At 63.8% G+C, this 20,601-nt stretch carries 13 protein-coding genes; 6 read left to right on the top strand and 7 right to left on the bottom strand.

Features of this window, described 5'->3' with window-relative positions; all coding sequences use genetic code 11:
- Nucleotides 1-11: 11 nt before the first annotated feature.
- Nucleotides 12-2,150: a TonB-dependent receptor gene (locus AC1VV3_RS25390; protein WP_465128509.1), complete on the bottom strand. Its 2,139-nt coding sequence runs from the start codon at nt 2,148-2,150 to the stop codon at nt 12-14.
- 783 nt (nt 2,151-2,933) lie between these two features.
- Here AC1VV3_RS25390 and AC1VV3_RS25395 point away from each other — a divergent pair.
- On the top strand, nt 2,934-5,246 hold the full coding sequence (locus AC1VV3_RS25395; protein ID WP_482963237.1) for a TonB-dependent receptor: 2,313 nt from the start codon (nt 2,934-2,936) through the stop codon (nt 5,244-5,246).
- An 81-nt stretch (nt 5,247-5,327) separates the two neighbouring features.
- Nucleotides 5,328-6,812 carry a flavin monoamine oxidase family protein gene (locus AC1VV3_RS25400; RefSeq protein WP_465128507.1) on the top strand — a complete coding sequence of 495 codons (1,485 nt, stop codon included), beginning with the start codon at nt 5,328-5,330 and terminating at the stop codon, nt 6,810-6,812.
- Between the two features lie 73 nt (nt 6,813-6,885).
- On the opposite strand, the gene AC1VV3_RS25405 is transcribed toward AC1VV3_RS25400, so the two are convergent.
- The 5 genes from AC1VV3_RS25405 to AC1VV3_RS25425 all read right to left on the bottom strand — a co-directional run bounded on the left by AC1VV3_RS25405 (nt 6,886) and on the right by AC1VV3_RS25425 (nt 13,397).
- Nucleotides 6,886-9,213 (bottom strand): TonB-dependent receptor, encoded by a 2,328-nt coding sequence (locus AC1VV3_RS25405; protein WP_482963238.1) that lies wholly within the window; start codon nt 9,211-9,213, stop codon nt 6,886-6,888.
- Nucleotides 9,214-9,419: 206 nt separating this feature from the next.
- Complete coding sequence (locus AC1VV3_RS25410) at nt 9,420-10,805, bottom strand: MFS transporter (RefSeq protein WP_482963239.1); 1,386 nt, start codon at nt 10,803-10,805, stop codon at nt 9,420-9,422.
- A gap of 30 nt (nt 10,806-10,835) precedes the next feature.
- Nucleotides 10,836-11,417 (bottom strand): cupin domain-containing protein, encoded by a 582-nt coding sequence (locus AC1VV3_RS25415; RefSeq protein ID WP_465128504.1) that lies wholly within the window; start codon nt 11,415-11,417, stop codon nt 10,836-10,838.
- Nucleotides 11,414-12,280, bottom strand: coding sequence for a phytanoyl-CoA dioxygenase family protein (locus AC1VV3_RS25420; RefSeq protein ID WP_465128503.1), 867 nt, complete (start codon nt 12,278-12,280; stop codon nt 11,414-11,416). Before AC1VV3_RS25420 ends, AC1VV3_RS25415 begins: the two co-directional genes overlap by 4 nt.
- 154 nt (nt 12,281-12,434) lie before the next feature.
- Complete coding sequence (locus AC1VV3_RS25425; RefSeq protein ID WP_482963240.1) at nt 12,435-13,397, bottom strand: LysR family transcriptional regulator; 963 nt, start codon at nt 13,395-13,397, stop codon at nt 12,435-12,437.
- Nucleotides 13,398-13,561: 164 nt separating this feature from the next.
- On the opposite strand from AC1VV3_RS25425, the gene AC1VV3_RS25430 reads away from it, so the two are divergent.
- From AC1VV3_RS25430 to AC1VV3_RS25440, 3 genes are all read left to right on the top strand, one after another.
- On the top strand, nt 13,562-14,749 hold the full coding sequence (locus AC1VV3_RS25430; protein ID WP_482963241.1) for an LLM class flavin-dependent oxidoreductase: 1,188 nt from the start codon (nt 13,562-13,564) through the stop codon (nt 14,747-14,749).
- Nucleotides 14,750-14,764: 15 nt separating this feature from the next.
- Complete coding sequence (locus AC1VV3_RS25435) at nt 14,765-15,316, top strand: cupin domain-containing protein (RefSeq protein WP_465128500.1); 552 nt, start codon at nt 14,765-14,767, stop codon at nt 15,314-15,316.
- Between the two features lie 141 nt (nt 15,317-15,457).
- Complete coding sequence (locus AC1VV3_RS25440) at nt 15,458-16,678, top strand: alpha/beta hydrolase (RefSeq protein ID WP_482963242.1); 1,221 nt, start codon at nt 15,458-15,460, stop codon at nt 16,676-16,678.
- Nucleotides 16,679-16,730: 52 nt separating this feature from the next.
- On the opposite strand, the gene AC1VV3_RS25445 is transcribed toward AC1VV3_RS25440, so the two are convergent.
- On the bottom strand, nt 16,731-18,944 hold the full coding sequence (locus tag AC1VV3_RS25445) for a beta-glucosidase family protein (RefSeq protein WP_482963670.1): 2,214 nt from the start codon (nt 18,942-18,944) through the stop codon (nt 16,731-16,733).
- A gap of 226 nt (nt 18,945-19,170) precedes the next feature.
- Here AC1VV3_RS25445 and AC1VV3_RS25450 point away from each other — a divergent pair, with 226 nt between their 5' ends.
- On the top strand, nt 19,171-20,571 hold the full coding sequence (locus AC1VV3_RS25450; protein WP_482963243.1) for an MFS transporter: 1,401 nt from the start codon (nt 19,171-19,173) through the stop codon (nt 20,569-20,571).
- Nucleotides 20,572-20,601 lie beyond the last annotated feature (30 nt).

The following is a 20,601-nucleotide window of genomic DNA, read 5'->3' on the forward strand; positions in this document are numbered from 1 at the left end:
GCGCCTCTTTTTTAGAAACTGTATTTTGCCGTACCAAGGACCGTGCGGGGATTGGCCATTATGCGGGGGTTGATCACTGAAAAGCCGAAGCCGGTCGTCCAGTAGGTCTGGTTGAACAAGTTTTTACCGGCGATCTGGAAGTTCCACGGTCCCACGTCGTATCCCGCATAGGCGTTGAACAGCTGGGTCGCCTTTACATGGCCGACCTCCAGATTGTCCGGCGTCGAGAAGTACTGGCCGCGGAAGGCGGCGTCGGCGCCGAGTTTGGCAGTACCCGGACCGACCTGCAGGGAGTAGTCCACGCCGATGGTGCCTTGGTATTTGGGCAGCGAAGGCGGGTTCTTGCCGATCAGCGAACCGACGGTGGAGTCGGTGGAGAGGTATTTGCCCCGGTTGATCGAGCCGTTGCCCCATATCTGGAAACCAGTGAGCGGGCGCCAGGCCAGTTCGGCCTCAATGCCGGAAATCCTTACGTTGTAGTTCTCGACAAGGAAGCCGCCGTCATTGAGGTTCACAGTTTCCTGACGGTCCGTGATCTTGTTGACGAAGCCGGCAATGGAGCCGCGAATGGTGCGGCCGATATCGGCCTTTACTCCTGCCTCCCAGGCTTTCGTGGTCTCCGGGCGATAGGCGGTCGCCAGTTGCACGGCGGTGGAGGCGAGGCCGTTATAGCCGCCCGACTTGAAGCCGACGGTGTAGGAGGCATAGAGCAGCATGTCGGGCGAAAGCTTGAAGTTGACGCCGAGTTTGGGCGTGAACTTCTCGTAGTGGTCGCGGCTTATCGCTGGCGTGCCGGCCAGCGTCGCGTCCAGGCTCTTGTCTTCCAGTGTATACCGGCCGCCAGCCACCAGCGCGAGCTTGTCCGTCACGTTGAAAGTGAACTGACCGTAGCCTGCCCAGGCATTCGTTTCGGCATGGAACCGGGTGGTCGAGGGGGCGAAAAAGATCGTGGAGTTCATGTCCTGATCGCCCTGCTCGTGGAAGTAGTAGAGTCCGACGACATAGTTCACCAGATCGTCCGCCACCGAACCGGCGAACTGTGTTTCCTGGCTGGCCTGCCATGACTTGGAGCGGCTCTCGCGTTCGAACAGCGAGATCGGCGTGTCACCGTTGCTGCCGATCATCGAAGGATAGACGCCGCCGGAAAAGTCCTCTCCCCAGCTGTCGTTCAGGCGCGAATAGGCGGTGATCGAGGTGATGGTGCCGCCCGGATAATCGGCGGAAAGGCGCAGCGATCCCCCCTTCTGTGTGACGGTGGTATAGGACGGGAAGGGCGAGAGCACGGTGCGGTATGAGCCGGAGAGCGGCACGATCGTGCCGTTTTCGCCAGTGACGGTGTTGCTGGCCCACTGGCCGTCGCTGTTGAGATGAACATAGAACAGATTGAGCCGGCCTTTGACGACGTCCCCCTTGTAGGCGAGATCGAACTGACCGCCCTGGAAGTCTTCCTTGCCGACCTCCCGGTCCAGCGTGGCATTGTACTGGCGGCCGCCGTCGCGCGCGCGGACGATGCCGTTGAGTGAGAAGGCCCACTTGCCGTCCTTGCTGAGGGGAACGGAAAGGTAGCCCTTCACGCGGCGTTCGTTCCAGGTGCCGTAGCCGACCTGCACATTGCCGGTCAGCGTATCGGCGGGCTGCTTGGTAATGATGTTGATCGCGCCCGCCGCCGCATTGCGGCCATATAGCACGCCTTGCGGGCCGCGCAGCACCTCGATCCGCTCGATCTCGGCGAAGTCGAGAAGGGCGGCCTGCATGCGGGCATTGTAGACGTCGTTCACGTAAAGTGCGACTTCCGGTTCCGACATGATGTAGCCGCCGTCCGTCACGCCGCCACCGCGGATATAGGCAGTGAGGCCGGCGCTGCCGCCGGTCACCGAACTCAGGTTCACGTTGGGGGCGAGTCGGCCGATATCGGTAGGGGAGAGCACCTGACGCGTCTCGATCTCCTCTGCGGTGATGGCGGTTACCGAGACCGGAACGTCCTGAAGCCGCTGGTCGATACGCTGGGCGCTGACCACGATGTCTCCGAAGCCCTGTTGGGGAGCGTCATGATCCGGCCCTGTTTGCGGTGCCTGCTGCGCCATGGATACGGCAGGAAGCGTTGTGAGTGCCGTTGCGACTAGCAGCACCCGCATGACAGACTTCTTCATTTGAAAAACTCCGATTTGAACCCTGAACCTTGCTTTGCGTCACCGGACCGCTCTGCGTCGGCTTGGTGCGGCACCTACTTCCCGGGCCGCGGGCGGGTGTTCCCCTGCCTGCGATGTCTTCCTGCAATTCCCGACAGGGCCGGGATGCAGCAGGAATGCCCTGCGACGATCGCTATCCATGCGGATCACCGATGGTCGGACATGAAGCGGTGCAGCACCTGAATGTCGCGATTGATCGTCAAGGTCCATGACGATCCGCGCATGAGTTCATGGTGGGACAAATTTTTTTCACCCCCTCATCCGACAGGCGAACAGGGTGCAGAATCAGCGCCGATGCGACGGTGAAAAAGTAAACCTCATGGGCATGGACAAGCGCTCGATCGTTACGACGAAGCAGCTTGCGAAGCGGTTCACCCCGCAGCCGGATACGCAAGTACTCCGACCTTTGAAGACTGGGACATGCCAAGGAGGGTTTCCTCCCAGCGGTTCCGTTCTTTTTTCGATGGAAGCTCGTCTGGAACGAAACTCCTGACCTGTTCGGGTCAGTCCCTCCCGCATGTCGATGTTCGACAGGGAACTTCTTCGGGTACGCGCCGTGAGAGCGCGCGGTCCGGACAACATCGAGGGGCTACCATGATCAGAAACAGTCACATTTTACGATTCACGACGGCGATTTCCACTGCGCTCGCATGTGGGGCTATTCCGGGCTTTGCCCAGTCGGCCCTCGCCCAGTCGGCATCCGGGCAGTCCGCACCGGCGCAGGCCACCTCGGGGGCCGGGGAAATGGCTCCTGGCGACATCGTCGTCACTGCACGCAAACGGGAGGAGAGCCTGCTAAAAACGCCGGTCACGGTGACCGCGATGACTTCGGAAACGCTGGAGGCCAAGGGCATCGTCTCGATGCAGTCGCTGGCGAGTTCGACGCCGGGCATCAACATCAACAACAGCTCTTCCGGTCATGCCGACCGCTCCTTCCAGCAGATCTCGCTGCGCGGCTTCACCCCGGTGACGACCAATGCGACGACGACCTCGATGTTCATCGACGGGGTTCCGGTCGCCTCGCCTTCGCCGTTCACTTCGATTAGCGATCCCGAACGGATCGAGATCCTCAAGGGGCCGCAAAGTGCCTATTTCGGCCGCAATACCTTTGCCGGTGCGATCAACTTCGTGAACAAGGAGCCGGGTGGCGAGTGGCACGGGCAAATGACGGGAATGATCGGCACGCGCGACAATTGGCGCCTGCGCGGCTCGGTCGAAGGCCCGATCATCGGCGACGTGCTGACATTCCGGATAACCGCGGATGCGTTCGACAAGGGCGGATCGTGGAAGAACAGCTATGACGGCGGCACGCTGGGCGATGAATCGACGCGCAGCGCGAGCCTCCTGCTCGTCGCCAAACCGAGCGACCGGCTCACCGTCAAGGCGTTCGGTATGTGGACGCGCGACGAGGACGGCCCCTCAGCGCAGACCCGGCTCGTGGCGACGGACATCAAGACGCCGGGCGGCACCCTGATCCAGAGCAGCCAGAGCAATTGCACGACGCCGGGCGGCGATGCCTTCATCTGCGGCACCGCGCCAGGACTTGTTAATCCGGTGAGCGCCAACACCAGCTTCACCAGCCAGCTCAGCAATTGGCTCGAAAATCCCACCGGACGCCTGCTTTCAAGCGGCGAAACGGTCGATCACTATGGTCTGCTGCGCAATTCCATCCACGCGCACCTTACCGCCGACTACGAGATCGACGACCATTTCTCGATCTCGCTGCTGGCTGGGCACAACGAGGAGAAATGGAGCACTCTGGTCGATCTCGACGGGTTCGACAGTTCGTCCTTCACCGGCACGAGCTACTGGAACACCGCCTATTACGACTTTCCCTACCTGATTGAGCGCGAGATGCATGACTACTCGGCGGAAGGCCGGGTGAATTACGATTTCGGCGCCGTTCACGGCGTGGCCGGGGTGAGCTATCTCGAAGCGTGGAACCGGGTGGGCAGCGGCACGCCTATCTACGGCGGCCGCCCCGGCACCACCGGACGCAACGAGAGCGAGACCCTGGGTATTTTCGCAGGCCTCACTTACGACATCACCGATCGCTTCTCGATAAGCGCGGAGGGCCGCTACCAGAGCGACCGGATCGCCACTTACGCCAACAGTAACCTGTCTATCGCTGATTCTATCTATGTTCCGGCGGGCACTTATACGGCGGGTAGCAAGCTGGCTTCGGACAAGTTCCGCAACTTCACGCCGCGCGTGATCGCCAACTTCCAGATCGACCCGGACTTGATGGTCTACGCCTCCTATTCGCGCGGGGTGAACCCGTCGCAGTTCAACGCCTTCTTGCTGGCCTCGACGACGGACTCGGGGGATCGGGCGCTGGCGGCGCAGCAGGGCGTACCGCTCACGGTGCAGCCGGAGAAGCTGACCAACTACGAACTGGGCGTGAAGGGCAAGGCGCTGAACGGCAGGCTGACTTATACGGCGGCTGGCTATTACGCGAAATGGCGCAAGCAGATCACGTCCTATTCGTTCCTGCTCGACGACGGCACCCTGTTCACCGGCGTTGCCAACTCCGGTTCCACCAATCTTTTCGGGCTTGAGGGGGAGACGCATCTGCGGCTGGGCGATCTCGTCACCATCGATGCGGCGGGCGCCTATACGGGCACGGACATAAACAGCTTCGTCAATCCTTCCGTAACCGCCTATTCCGGTATCACCGACTTCAGCGGCAAGGACATGGCGCGTACCTCCAAGTGGTCTGCGAACCTGGGCGTGCAGTTTGGCGGGGACCTGCGCGGGATTGACGATGCCGGCTGGTTCGCGCGGGCGGACTACAGCTTCAAGTCGGGCGTTTGGTCCGACCAGGCGAACCTCATCAAGACGCAGGACCGCCATCTGGTAAACCTGCGCACCGGCCTTTCGCGTGGGAAGGCCTCGATCGAGCTATTCGTGAACAACGCCTTCAACAACAAGGCCTATACCAGCATCGACGATAACTGGGCGATCGCGCCGGGCTATTCGCTGGCTCGCTACAACGCCGTACTTGTCGGCCTGCCCGATCTGCGGACCGCAGGCGTGCAGCTCAAGCTGGGCTTCTGATGACAGGCAGCCGTTGCCGGATGGCTGGTCCGTCCGGCAACGGCCGTTCCGAACTTCCTTTTCAGACTGGAGACAGTTTTCATGTTCACTCGCCGTAAGATTCTGGGCGCGGGCGCTCTGGGCGCTGCCACGCTGGCGCTTCCGCGCATGGCCTTCGCTGCGGAGAAGGCCGATGTCGTCATTATCGGCGCGGGCCTTTCCGGCCTGCATTCGGCCGAGCTACTGCGCGAGATGGGGATGAACGTGCTCATCCTCGAAGCGTCCGACCGGGTTGGCGGGCGCGTACAGACCGTGCAGACGGTGGACGGCCCCATCGACGTGGGTGCCAGCCAGATCGGCCGCAGCTATGCCCGTGTGCTGGACGCCTGCCAGCGCTACGGGCTCAAGCTTGTTTCGGAAGACCGCGACCTGCTTTCGTTCGGCGGTCATATCCAGGACACCTGGATCGACCCCAAGACGTGGGACTCGAACCCGCTCAACCGCACCGTCGGAGATGAGCGCAAGATCAACCCGATCCTGATGGGACAGGCCGTCACCGCGAAGTTCAACCCGCTCAAGGAAGTGGACGACTGGCTCGATCCGCGCTTTTCCAAGTACGACATCTCGCTGCGCGAACTGATGAAGCGTAACGGCTACAGCGAGGCGGCGATCGAACTCGCAAGGTTTTCGGCGCCTGGCATCGGCATTGACGAAACCTCGATGCTGCGCATGTGGCAGGAGGAGACGCGGGGGGGCGTCGATCGCCGGACGGGCCAGTCGCCGGCCCCGCAGGCGCGGGACCATCCTTTCGGGGAGGCCAACGACCACAACATGATCGACGGCCTTGCCTCCACCAACAACATCGTGGGTGGCTGCCAGCAGCTGCCGCTGGCCATGGCGGCGAAGCTGGGTGACGCCATCCGCCTCGGACGCAAGGTGGCGCGGATCGAGATGACGGACAGCGGCGCTACCGTGACTTGCGCGGATGGCAGCGCCCTTTCGGCGCGGTTCGTGATTTCCGCCGTTCCGTTCTCGGTGCTGCGCCGTGTCGAAATCGTGGCGAGGAAGGACAATCCCCTGCAAAGGCAGGCGATTTCTGCGATGCCCTATGCCAATACCGCCCGCATGTACCTCACGGCCGAGAAGCCGTTCTGGAAGGAAGACGGACTGCCGCCCTCGTTTTCCACCGATGGTCCGATCGGGATGTTCTGGGCGATTGATAATCATAGCGGAGAGGGGCGCCACCGGGCGATGGTGGTCATGGTTGGCCTTGTCGCGCAGGCCATCGCGAAGATGGAGCATGCCGAGGCGGAAGCCTTCATCCAGAACGAGATCGTCCGCCTCCGACCAGCTGCGAAAGGGCTCCTGCGGTTGGCCGCCTACAAGGACTGGATGCGCGATACCAACCAACTCGGCTGCGGGTTCAGCCTAGCGCCAGGCCAAGTCAACGGCTTTGCCCGCAAGATGACCGATCCCTGGCAGGTCATGCACTTTGCGGGCGAGCATACGCGGAGGCTCGATTTTGGCATGGAATCCGCGATGGAAAGCGGTGAACGCGTTGCCGTGGAGATCGGCGCGCGGGACTGATTTTCGCGCGTGACGAAACGGCAAAAGGCCCGGCAGGCGATGTGCCTGCCGGGCCTTTTTGTTGTGGGCCGGATTAGAAGCGTAGGATGGCTTCCATGCCCCATTCGGCCGGACGGGGCACCGAGGCATAGAGGCACTGCTGGTTGGAGCCATAGGTGGCGGTGTCGCGTTCCACGAAAATGCAGGTCGCGGTGGCCCCGGCGAGGCCGGAGCCGGTCGGGCGCTGGTTGTTGAGAATGTTGCGACCGAACAGCGAGAAGTCGATGGCATCGCTGGCGAAGTTGATCCGTCCGTCCACGGTCCAGGCCGAGCGGCCTTTCACGGTATTTGCAAGATTGGCATACCAGCTGCCGCGATAGGCGCCGTCCAGGCGAAAGCTGGGCGAAAAACCGCCCATTTCCGGTAACTTGTATTCGCCGCCGATGAAGCCGTTCCAGTCCGGCACGTTGGCCTGAGTGAGCCCGTCGAGCACGATCGAGTTGTCTGCGCTGGCGGGGAAGCCGTAAGTTGAACTGGTGCTGATAATGAGCGGGGTCTTGGTCGTGAACTCCTGGTGAGCATAGCCGACCGAGCCGCGCAGAGTCAGGCGCGGCGTTAACCGGAGGCTCGCCTCGCCTTCGAAACCGAGTATCTTCGAGGCGCCGACATTGCCCACCGTGGCGATGTTGACGATGTTGCCGTTGACCGTGCGTTCTTGCGTGGAGACGAGCTGCTGGTCCTTCACTTCGTCATAGAACGCGGCGAGGTTGAGGTTCAGGCGGCCGCCGAAGAAGGTGTTCTTGCTGCCGATTTCGTAGTTGAACAATTTCTCCGGTTCTGCGGCGAGCCCGACATAGTCTCCGCCGACATTCACGAAGCTGTACCGCGCGCTTTTTACGCCTTTGGAGAACAGCGCATAGACCATGTTCTCACCTGTGACCTTGTAGCTCAAGGTGATCCGCGGGCTGAAGTCTTTCGAGATGTTGTTGTAATCGACCGTGGTCGGATAAAACACGCAAGTCGGGCAGGCGGGGGAGGACACTTTCTCGCGGGCGTAGCGTCCTTCGCCGCTTAGAGTCAGCGCCTCGGTGATGTCCCAGTCGAACCCGCCCAGCACCGCCATGTTGGTGAGGTGGTCGTTGCGGGTCATGCCCTTGGGATTGGCGGTGGTGCCGTAGCCAGAGAAGGCCGAGAGATCATTCTCCCAGAAGTAATAGAGCCCCGCACGCCAGCGGAACGGGTTACTTCCGGGCGAGAGTAACATGAACTGGTGGCTTGTGTTCTCGAAAGTCTCGGTCGAGGGGAAGGTGCCGAGCACCGAGGTGCGCACGGTCACGGTGCCGTTGGTTATCAAGTCGCCGAACACCGGGTCCTGTCCGGGCTGTACCGCGCGGGGAACGGTGGCGACATTGGCCCAGCGCGATTCCTTGAAGTAACCGCCGCGGTAGCTCAGCTCGTAGTCGCCGAAGGTCTTGGCGATGACGGCGCTGGCGAAGTAGCGGTCGCGTCCGTAGCCGGTGGCGCCCTGCGTACCGATGGTGTCAAGGTCGCCGTTCGGCAGGGAGGCGGGGAAGAACGCGCCGTTGCCGCGCGCGAAAGGCGCCACCGCGACGCCGGCCGCCAGCCATTCGCGCGGGTGCTGCACCGCTTGTGCGGGCGGGGAATCGCGGTCGTGCTGGTACATGCCGCGCAGCTTGATCGAGAAGCTGTCGCCCGGCTTGAAGAACAAAGTGCCCGAGGCGACTTGCGTGCGCTCGCGCCCTATCGGGGTGCTGTCGTCAACCGACTTCCCGAAGGCGCCGTTTTGCATCAGCGAGCCGGAAACGGAGAACCACAGCGCATCCTTGACGATCGGGGCGGCGAGGGTGCCGCCGAAGTAGTAGCTGGCGTCCGGCGCGTTGTTGGTGAGGCTGCCACGTGCCTTGGCGAAACCGGTCACGGCGTCGCCCGAGGGATCAGCGGTGACGTAGTTGATCGCGCCGCTATAAGTCGCGCGGCCGAAGGTGGCGCTCTGTGGACCCTTGATGATCTCGACGCGTTGGAGGTTCTCCAGATCGAGTGAGGCGAGCTGCCCGGACAAGGCCACGCCGTCGATAAAGATCGAGATGCCCTGATAGCGCTCGTCCGAAGTATTGGGAGCGAGGCCGCGCAGTGAATAGGCTGAGGGGTCATTCCGCCCTGAGCCGGCGAAAAGGCTGAGGTTCGGCGTGATCTTCTGAAGGTCGCGCGCGTCGCGGATCTGGGCACCGGCGAGATCCTGATCGCTTAGCGCGGTGATCGCCAGCGGGACGTCCTGAAGGCTTTCCTTGCGGTTCTTGGCGGTGACGACGATGGTATTGCCGCTCTCTGCGTCATTGGCCTGCTGGGCCTGCGCGGGGAGCGTCGCCAGCATGGCGGCGGTGGCGATCAGGCTGGTCGTCAATACTTTTCGTTTCAAATCGCTGGTCATGGACACTTTCCCTCATGTTTTCTGTTCTTGAGGGGGCATGCTGTCGCAGTCAGATGAGTATTCGTCTGAAGTATTTATCCTATCCGATGTACGGATAAATAGAATATCGCGGAGACGACTTCAGGTGGTGGGGCTAGGCGCGCCCACTCTCCAAGGTATTGGAACTTGTATTATTACTTTCAGCCTGCAGTGTTTTTCAGGACAATTAATTTGGATGCTTCGGGCGTCTGCGCGGCGTTCGGGAACTGTTCGGATGCAGCCTCGCCGGGGAGCCGATAGCGCAGCATGATGAGGCCTGCGGCTACCGCGGCGAGCGAGGGTACGACGGAGAGCGCCACGATGATCCCAAGCCGCACGCTGGGGGACTGCGTATCCGCGCCGTTGCCGTTGGAGGACACGAACCCGACCCAGGCCATGGTCATGCTGAACACGAAGGTTCCGAAGGCTGCAGTGCCTTTCTCGACCATGACGAAGACGCCTGCGAGCATCCCGGCGCGGCTGTCTCCCTGTGCCTGGCGCGAATAGTCCATCGTGTCGGTCAGCACGGTGTAGAGGCCGAGGAAGATGCCGCCGGTGGCCATGCCGGAAACCAGCGCGCAGAGATGGACGAAGGGTTCGGGCCGGGCAGCGGGAACAAAGAGCCAGCTGAAATAGGCCAGGGCGCAAAGCGCGCTTGCGCCGAGCAGCGCGTTGCGGCGGCCGTGGCGCGCGGCAAGGCGTACCCACAGGTATTGGGAGCCCATCATCGCCAGCGTCTGCACGAGGAAGATGGAACCCAGCGTGCTGTCGGCCACGCCCAGGACGTGGCGCGTGTAGAAGGGGATCGCCGCCATGTGAACGGTAAGGCCCGAGAACAGCACGAGCTTAAAGCCGATCAGGCAGAGGAACGGCCGGTTGCGGCGCAGGGCATCTACGGCCTCGCGCAGGGAGCCGTTGCCCGAAGGCGTGCTGTGCGCCGCTTCGCCTTCGCGCAGCAGCGCGAAGGAGGCCGCCCCGCCAAGGGCGATGAGCACGCCCAGCACGATCGCCACTATGCCGTGTCCGGCACGGTCGCTGCCAATGCGCGAAAGCAGGAACGGCGCCGCGGCGGTCGCGGCCATGTTGCCGAGCGAGGAGCCGTAGACGCTGAAGGTCATCAGCTTCGAGCGTTCCTGAAAGTTGGAGGTGATCGCCCGTCCCAGCGCCAGATAGGGAATGCGGAACAAGGTATAGGCGGTGGAGAAGAACAGCAGCGTCATGCCCACCCAAACCCAGAGCCCCGTGCCCGAAAGCGCCGCAGGCACGTTGAACAGCATGACCATGGAAAGCCCGGCCATCAGCCCGCCGCCCAGCAAATAGGGGCGGTACTTGCCGAAACGGGTGTGGGTGCGGTCGCCGATGTGGCCCATCAGCGGGTCGCAAGCGGCATCGTAGATCTTGGAAAGGACGGTTAGCATTCCCGCCAGCCCGATGGCGAGGCCGAGCGAATCCGTCATGAACCGCAAGTGCAGCAAGCCCACGGCGCTGACCAGCGCCGAGGAGGTGAAGGAGCCGATCGCCCAGCCGAGATATGCAGTCTTCTTCACGCGTCTTCCTTCAAGCGAGGGGCTATGGGCTCAGCGGGCTTGGTCGGACCAGATTTTCTTCATGTCGGAACTGCCGGACAGGGGGCAGCCATCGCCAGGAAGCTGCACCGCGACCATGAACGAGCCATCCGGCCCGGCTTTCGAAATATGGCCTTTGCCGCTGCAGTCCTCGGCATAGGCGAGGTCGCCGTGGCGCAATTCGTATTCTGTGCCGTCATGAAGGCCGATCGTCATCGACCCGAAGATCGGGATCAGCAGGGTCGGCTGGCTGGCGACGTGGAAGCCGAAACCGGCACCGGGCTGCGATCCGCCCAGGGTGACGCGCGCGGCGGTGCGGCGCAGCAGAGTAGCGATGGCCTGGCCGCGCGGCTCCACCACTTCAAGTTGTTCGGCCCGGGTCAGCCCGTCAGGGCCGGAATAGAGGTGAAAAACCCGCTTCAGCCAAGGAACCGTACCGCCGCTGCCGGGAAATTCCATCGGCAGGTTCGGGCCCGGGATAGGCTCGACCAGAATACTGGGAGTCTTGCCCGCCACCGCCGGTCCGGCGATCCCCAGCGCCGCGAACAGCGCCGCGCCGCCAAGGAATTCGCGCTTGCCGGGATCGAAGGTCATGCTGCCCGTGCCGCTGGGGCGGGGCGCGGCGTAAAGGCGCGGGGTTCGTCGTCCGGGCGGTGCCAGATGAGCGGCAGCAGTTCGCCGGGCTCGGGATGAACACCGTCGGGCTGGCTCATCAGGTCCATGCCGTGGACCGGCATCAGCCCTTCGCGCGGGCACCAGTAGCAGTCGTCGCCGATCATCCGCATGGCAAGGCCGGTGCGGGCGAGCGTATCGGAATCGTTGCCCTTGGAAAAGTGCGGGATATCTACATGGAACAGCACAGCGTCGCCCGGCTGGAGATCCCAGGTGACGAAACGGAACGGGAAATCCGGATTGCCGCGCTCGGCTTCGAAGTCTGGGAAGCGGAAGGTGCCGTCTCCGGCCGGGCCAAAGCGAGAGCCCGTGTCGATGCAGAAGCGGTGATAGCCCGCGACGAATTCGATCCGGCCGTTCTCCTCGTTCACCGGCGACAATGCAACCCACAGGTTGGGGATCATGGTGCCGGTGAAGGGCCAGAGGTGATCGGCATGCCACTGCATGATCGCGGGGGATTGCGGTGGCTTGCGGAACAGGTGATCGTGAAACATCTGTACGTTGTCCGCCTCGATCACGCGGCCCACGATCTCCCCCGCGGGCGAGTTGAAGGCGAAGTCGCGGAATGTGCCTGGCTTGTGCCAGAGGTGCGAAACCGAGATCATGGCGCCGTGCGAGGGGCCGGTAAGGCCGTGAGCTGCGGGATCAGCTGAGACTTCGAGCGCGGCTTGCTGGAGACGCTCGATCCATTCCGCGTCGAACATCTGGCGCAGGCAGACCACGCCGTCGCGGCGATAGGTCTCGATATGCTCGGGCGTGATGGGGTTGAGGGGATGCTTGTTCATCGCCGGACTCGCAGAGAGGAAAAAAGGGGCCACGGTGAGCGACTGGAACCCAGCGCAGCCAGTGGCGGCATGTTGCTTGGGCTTGTCAAAGCGAAACAGAGAACTAATTTTGACCTGTGATAGAGCACCTCTATCACCCGGGCAGTAGCGGCCATCATGCCGCGATCTTTGGGGCGGGCAGCGCCTTGGGATGATCGGGAACTTGCATCGTGCGCAGCAGTGATTTCAGCCGGCGCATGGCCAGTGTCTCGTAGCAGCCATCAATCCACAGCAGGCCGAGCGGCGGACCCTCGATGTTGGAGCCGGGCACCTGACGCACGGTGCCGCCCTGCAATTCAGTGGCGAACTGGCTTTCAGGGACCATGCCCAGCAGGCCGCCGTCAATGACCATCCGGCGGATCAGGTGCATCGAGGCGGAACGGATCGCCACCATGTTCTCGGTCATTCCGAAGCGCGCGAGCAGTTCCAGCACTATGTTGGTATTGCGATCGCCGCTGCTGGCGGTCACCTGCCGCGCGCCGACATTGGGCGCGTCTGCCTGCGCCCAAGCGTGTTCGGTGATCGGCCCGCCGCTTTCGATCTGTGCGAAGATCGCGTGATCGGGGCGGGCGAAGATCGAATAATACTGGCGCAGCAGCGGCTCGAAGGCGATTTCGTCGGCCTCCTCGTCCTCGGGGGGCGCGGCAGAGAAGGCTAGGTCCAGTTCGCCGCGTTGCAGGCGGGCGATGAGGTCGGCGCTATAGGCTTCCACCACGCGCAGGGTAACGGCGGGCTCGCGCTCGCGAAAAGCGGCGATGGTGTGGGCGAACTGGCTGTTGAGCAGCACCGGGTGGACGCCGATTACGATCACCTGCTGGCGATTCTTGCGCTCCACTTCGGCGAGCAGGCGGGCATGTTCGCTGACGATCAGACGTGCGCGCACGATCAGCGTCTCGCAGGCCTCGGTAGGGCGGATGCCGGAAGGTCCGCGTACAAACAGCGAGAGGCCGAGGCTCTCCTCCAGCTGCCGGATGCTCCAGGTGAGCGCGGGCTGCGACATGCCGAAACGGCGCGCCGCCTTGCGGAAGCTGCCTGCCTCGTAGACGGCGATCATGCGTTCGAGCTTGACGATGTTCATCGGCAGGGGGCCTTCCTGGTTGCCGTTGCCCGCGAAAGTTCGATCAAGCTTCTCTCGCAGGGTAATAGATTTCTTGGATTATTCGCCTCTCGGTCACCTGCCAGTTTTTCGGGGTCAGAATTGTAGCCGGCACGCATCGTGGTCCGGCCTTGGGGAGGGCCGTCATGTCGCTCGAAATCCTGGGAGTCCTGCTCCACCGCAATGCTTCGGAAGTGTCGCCGCCGGACGGGCCGAGCTTCGATGTGGAGACGATCGGCACGCTGGCCCGCGCCTTCGACGAGAACGGCTTCGACCGGGTGCTGATCCTCCAGAACTCCTACGCGCCGGACCCTTTCGCCATCGCCAGTTACGCGGCCGCGATCACCCGGCGGCTATCCTTCATGGTGGCGCATCGGCCTGGCTTCATCGCGCCGACCATGGCCGCGCGCATGTTCGCCACGCTCGACCGGCTGAGCGGCGGGCGTGCCGGGGTCCATGTCATAACCGGCGCCAACGACCTCGAACTGGCCTGCGACGGGGATTACCACACCAAGGACGAGCGCTACCGGCGCAGCGGCGAATATGTGAAGATCATGCGCAGGGTCTGGGCTGCGCGCGAACCGGTGAGCCATGTGGGCGACTGGTATCGGTTCGACCGGGCGCTGGCGGAAATTCGGCCGGAAGGCGGCGCCATCCCGGTCTATTGGGGCGGGGCATCGCCGCTGGCGCTGGACGTGGGCGCGCAAGTGGCGGATGTCTACGCGATCGGAGGTCTCAAGCCGCTGGAGCAGATGAAGGAGACAGCGGCGCAGGTCAAGGCGGCCTGGGCGGCGACCGGCCGTCCTCTGCGTCTGCAGACATCGGCGCGGGTCATCCTCGGCGATACCGAGGAACAGGCCTGGCAGGCGGCGCGCGCAGTGATCGAGCAGCTTCGCGAGACTGCAGCGGTCCAGCAGGCGAAAATCTCCGAGGCCGATGCCGGAAAGGGGGATGCGACCGGCACCGCCATGCGGCTCGACCCCAGGCTGGCCACCACGCGCGGCAGCTCGGGGCGCAAGGAACTTGAGGCGCTGGCCGGCGGCAGCGAACTGATCGACAAGCGCCTCTGGACCGGGATAACCCGCGCCTCGATCGATTTCTCGACGCCGATGCTGCCGCCTGCGCTGGTGGGTACGGCCGAGCAGGTGGCGGATGCGTTAATGGACTATTATGCCATGGGCATCGGAGGGTTCCTGCTGCGCGGGTTCGACCTGCTGGGCGATATCGCGGTCCACGGGCGCGAACTAATCCCTCGCCTGCGCGAACTGTCCGCCCGTCATGACCAGAAGTCCGGCGCCGTCTTCGCCGCCGCCGGTTCCCACGTCAGTGCCTGAAGGAGAACAAGGGGCATGAGACTGTTTGTTTCGTTCGCCGCCGTGCTGGCTTTTGCGGCGCCCTCGCTGGCCGATCCGGTGCCCGTCACCCCGCTTTCGGCTGCCGGCAAGGCCATGCGGATGATGCACATGTACGGCGGGGAGGACGGCGAATCCCATCTCGAGATCATCGACCTGCCGCTCACGGGCGGGGGGGACGGGCGTTCGGTTCAGTCGCGGCTGCGCGCCACCGATGTGGAAATCGGCGATACGCTGCCCGGCGGCTTCATCGATTTCCACGGCGTTTCCACCCCGCGTTTCCTGATCGTCCTGTCCGGCCAGCTCGAAGTGGGGCTGGGCGACGGTTCGAAGCACATCCTTTCCAAGGGTGACATCGTTCTGGCGGACGACGTGACCGGGCGCGGCCATACCTCGCGCATGATCGGCACCGAGGCGGTGCGCATCCTTACCGTTCGTCTGCCGAAGGACAGCGCTCTCGTGCCCAAGACCGAGAGCTGCCCCGATGGCATGCCCGCCGACCAGTGCGTAGCGGCGCGGCTGGGTAAGCAGGTCGAAGCGCGCAAGTGAAAGCGGCCCCGGGCAGTTCCGGTAAGAGCGTGCTCACCGCTCCGCCAGTCGGATAGACGCGATGGCGGCGTTCGTTCCCCGACCGGCAACAACGACCTTTCGTGGCAGCAGCGCTCGCTGTGTCCGCGAAAGGATTTCTGCATGCTTCGCCGCAAGATAGCCTCCTCCGCTGCGCTGCTGGCGGTCTTATCCGCCTTCGCGGCGGCGCTGCCGGCGACGGCGCAGATGCAGTCGCCCAGGCTCGATCCCTCCACTTGTGTGATGCCGCCGTTCTACTCCGGCCCCGCGCCCTACAAGTCGGTGGAGCAGCTTCCCGATCGGCGCGTGACCTTCCGCCTCTGCGCGCCAAATGCGTCGGAAGTGCTGTTGACCAGCACCGATATCGCGACGGTCATTCCCATTGGCTTCCCGACCGGTACGCCGCAGGGTCTTGCCATGGCGAGAGAAGCGACCGGCCTTTGGACCGTCACCACCCCCGGGCCGGTGCCAGCGGACACTTATCGCTTCGCGTTCCGCGTGGACGGAGTAAAGATCGTCGATCCTCTCGGCAGGACCTTCTCCGAGGAGCTCAAGGGCATCAATTCGACTTTTGAGGTGCGCGGCCCCGAAGGCGATTTCCAGACGACGAACCCGCAAATCGCGCATGGCGCGGTATCAACTATCGAATACTGGTCGAAATCGCTGGGAATTGCCCGCCGCGCCCATGTCTATACGCCGCCCGGCTACATGAAGAACGGCCGCAAGTATCCCGTACTCTATCTTGTTCACGGTGCGGGCGACAGTGACGACAGCTGGACCAGCGTGGGCCGGGCCAACGCGATCCTGGACAACCTGATCGCCGCCGGAAAAGTCTTGCCGATGATCGTTGTCATGCCGGACGGGCATACCCCGCTGCGCGAAGGGGTGATGACGCTCGACAACCCCGACTTCGGCGCCGACCTGATGGGCGACCTGATCCCCTATGTCGATTCCGGTTACCGCAGCGACGCCCGTCCCGAGGCGCGGGCCATGGCGGGTTTGTCGATGGGCGGATCGCATACCCTGCGAAACGGGCTGACGCACCCGGACCAGTTCCGCTGGATCGGCATATTTTCAATGGGGCTGAGCAAGGGCGGCGCCTTCAACGGCGCGGAGACTTTCGCTGCCAAATACGATGCCGAACTGAAACGCAGCGCGAAGGAACTCAAGCTTGTTTACTTTGCGATGGGCAAAGAGGATTTCCTTCACGAAACAGTCGCGCCGACGCGCGCGCTGTTTGTTCGGTACCACATCGCGCACGTCTATCACGAAACCGGCGGCGGCCACGAATGGGTGAACTGGCGGCGCTATCTTGCCGATTTCGCCCCGCGCCTGTTCCGCTAAAGGCCAGCCCCGCCGCCTTTGCGCTACAGAGCCCGCCTTCGGGCCAAAACCTTCAGTCCTTCCAACGGCGTGCCTTCATCATCACCGTCACCGGCGCACCCAGGTGCTCGGCATCCGTGCCCACCGCAAAAGCGTAGCGGCCCGCCGGGATCGTCCAGCTGCCATCCTTCCAGTCCGCCAGCAGGCGCGGGTCGATTGTCATCGCCACTTCGCCGGCGGCGCCCGGCGCCAGTTCCACGCGGCCGAAGCCGACGAGGCGGCTTTTTATCTCTCCCGCGCGGTCGGTCAGGTAGAGCTGGACCACATCCGCGCCGGCCCTCGCGCCGGTATTGGTCACGGTCACGCGCACAGCGGAACCCCTGATAACCGGCTTGCCTTGCGCGAACGAGGTATAGCTGAGGCCGTGGCCGAAGGGGAACAGCGGCCTCTCCGCCTTGCGCGCGAACCAGCGATAGCCGAGGTCCGAACCTTCGATGTCGTAGTCTGCCGGCAGCTTGTCCTTGCCGCCCTTGGGATTTCCGCCGAAGTCCGGTTCCACCCAGTCGCTGCCGTCCAGGCGGGGGCGGGGAAGCTGGCTCTCGTCGGACGGGAAAGTGATTGGCAGGCGGCCCGAGGGGTTGGTTTCGCCGAACAGCACCGAAGCGATCGCCTCGCCGCCGCGCGCGCCGGGATACCAGGCCTCGATCACGCCGCTGACCTTGCTCAGCCAGGGCATCTTCACCGGGCCGCCGGTTTCAAGTACGACGATGGTATTTGGATTGGCGGCGGCGACTGCCTCGATCAGCGCATCCTGTCCGCGCGGCAACGACAGGTCAGGTACATCCAGCCCTTCGGTCATCCACTGGGTGGCGAACACGATGGCCACTTCCGAGCGAGCGGCAAGTTCGGCCGCATCCTTGATGTACTGGCCCTGGCGGTAGAGCACGGTGGCGCCCGGCGCCTGTGCCTTAATCGCCGCCATTGGGCTGGAGCGATGGTAGGATTCCGAGATGAACCCGGCCCAGACGCCGGAACCCGCCACGGGCAGCTTCACGGCCGGGCCGCCTTCGCCCATGACTTGGCTCGACCCGGCGCCGGAAAGCACGCCGCCGTCGGCATAGCCGCCGATGACCGCGATGGACTTCGCGTTCCTGGCCAGCGGCAGCACATGACCGTCGTTTTTCAGCAGGACGATGCCCTGCTTCGCCACGTCCTCGGCGATCGCGGCATGTGCGGCCCAATCTATCGCGCCCCCGGGCTCGGCGGGATGGCTGTCCAGCCCGGTGGCGTAGACGGCGGTCAGGATACGGGTGTTCATGTCGTCGAGCCGTGCGGCCCATGCCGGCTCAGATGCGGCCTTTTCGGCCAGCTTCGCACCAAAGAACACGCCTGGATCGAGTTGGTCGCCTGACTGCTGGTCGAGCCCGTTTATCGCCGCGTCGATCGAGGGCACGGCCCCCCAGTCCGACATGACGAAGCCCTTGTAGCCCCATTCTTGCTTCAGCACATTGTTAAGCAGCCAATCGCTGGCGCAGGCCTGCGCCCCGTGAACGCGGTTGTAGGCGCACATGACTGAGCCCGGCTGGCCCTGTTCGATGCCGATCTGGAAGGCCAGCAGGTCGCTTTCATGTGCGGCAGCGGGCGCGATCTTCACGTCCACGTACTTGCGGCCGGTTTCCTGCCCATTGAGCGCGAAGTGTTTGATGGTGGAGATGATATGGTTGGATTGCACGCCCCGGATCGCCGCGCCCGCCAGCACGCCGGACAGGAGCGGGTCTTCCGAGAAGTATTCGAAAGTCCGGCCGTTGCGCGGATCGCGGACAAGGTTCACGCCGCCGGCAAGGAGGACGTTGAAGCCCTTGGCCCGCGCTTCCGCGCCGATCATCGCGCCGCCGCGCTCGACCAGTGCAGGGTTCCAGCTTGCCGCCTGCGCCACGGCCGAGGGCAGGGCGGTGGACCAGTCCTTGCGCGCGCCCATCACCCAGCTCACGCCGAGGCTGGCGTCGGTTTCCCGCAAGGGCGGAATGCCGAGCCGGCCGACGCCGGGAATGTAGCCCGCGCCAATGATCGCTTCGGGCGGGATATCCACTTTCGGGCCGCCGCCGGGCAGGGGCATGATGCCGTGCGTGATGACCACCTTTTCCTGAGCGGACATCCGGGAGACCGTTTCGGCCGCGCGCTTCCGTGCGGCCGCAAGGTGGATGGCGCGGCTGTCGCGTTCGGCGGCGGGTGCAGGTGCGGCAATAACCAGTGAGACGGCTGTACAGGCGAGCAAACGGGAAATCATCGCGAAAGTTCTCCAGAAGAGGGCCGGTAGCCCCGAAGTTCGGGGCTTCGCGGCCAGCATGGTTCGCCGCCGAAGGGTGTCCACGCAGCGGACCGCTACGTCCGTCTGGTGGATAAACCGCGCAATTGCCGCGATGCGGCAAAGCTCAATGGCATCAATATGCCATGGACGGAGCCCGCGCTCTGTCGCATGTTGCAGTGCAGCAATAACAAGATTCGGGAAGCGCATGGCCACCATGATCGAGCAGACAATTCTCCCGCATGCATCCGCGGGGCACGACGACAGGGTCGGCACCTCCGTCCTGTTGCGCTATGGCACCGGTCAGCTCGGGGCGCAGATATTCCGCGATACTCCGGCGGTGCTGCTGCCGCTGTTCCTGACCACCATGCTCGGCGTTGAGGCCTGGCTGGCGGGGCTGGTCGTGCTCATCCCCAAGCTCTGGCTGATCGTCTGCGATCCGCTGGTCGGTGCCTGGTCGGATCGGCTGCGCGGGAAGCACGGGCGCGCGCCCTTCCTCGTCGCCGGAGCGGTTCTTACGAGCCTTGGCTTCGTGGCGCTGTTCACGCTGACCCAGAGTTCCAGCCCGCTGCTCTCGGCGGCGATCACCTGCTTCCTGTTCTTCCTCGCGTCCACAGCTTTCTCGATGTTCTCCGTGCCCTATCTCGCGATTGCGGCGGCGCTGTCGCATGATCCGCACGAGCGCACCCGCATCATGGTATGGCGCATGATCTTCTCGACGCTCGGCGTTCTGGTGGGCGTGGGTGTGGCGCAGCCGCTGATCTATGCGCTGGGCGGCGGCGCGCATGGCTGGACGGTCATGGCGCTGGTGCTGGGCGCGGTGTGCCTCGGCACGATGCTTGTGACTGCGCTGGGTCTCGCCCGCGTGCCGATGATCCGCGACGATGCCGCGCCCGGCAGCCTCCTGAGCCAGCTTGGCGCGATCAAGGGCAACCGCCCCTATCTTGTGCTGCTGGCAACCTGCCTGATCCAGAATATCGGGCAGGCTTCGGGCTATACCGTGATCGGCTTCATCTATCTCTATGCGATCCAGGCGATCTGGATCGTGCCGCTGTTCATCCTCGTCATGGCGATCGCAGGCATTCTTGCGCAGCCTTTCTGGCTCACGCTGTCGCGCAGCTGGGGCAAGGAGCGCACTTACATCGTCGCTTCAGCCGCATGGGCGATGGTAACGGTTACCTGGTTCTTCGTCCATCCGGCCACCGACGTGCTGGTGAACATTCCCGGCGTCGGCCCGTTGGGCACGCAGCACGTCCTGGTGCTAGTGCGCGGCGCGGTGATCGGCGTGGTGAACTCGGCGTTCGTCATGCTCTCGCTCTCGATGCTCACCGATACGATCGATTATGAACGCCGCCGCAAGGGCATTGCCAACGAAGGCGTCTTCGCCGGACTGTTCTCGGCCATGGAAAAGCTCTCCTTCGCGCTAGGGCCGGTCGTCGCAGGCCTTGTGATGAGTGCGTTCGGCTTCGTATCCTCGACCGGGGGAGCAGTGACGCAGACGCCCCATGCGATTACCGGCATCGTCCTGCTTTACAGCCTGATCCCGGCCGGAACCCAGCTCGTCAGCCTTCTGGTGTTCTCGCGCTACCGGTTGCCCGCCGATGGGTGAGCGCGGCCGGGCGGCAGCGCCGCGGAGAAA

The organism is Novosphingobium sp. BL-S-34 (assembly GCF_056857015.1).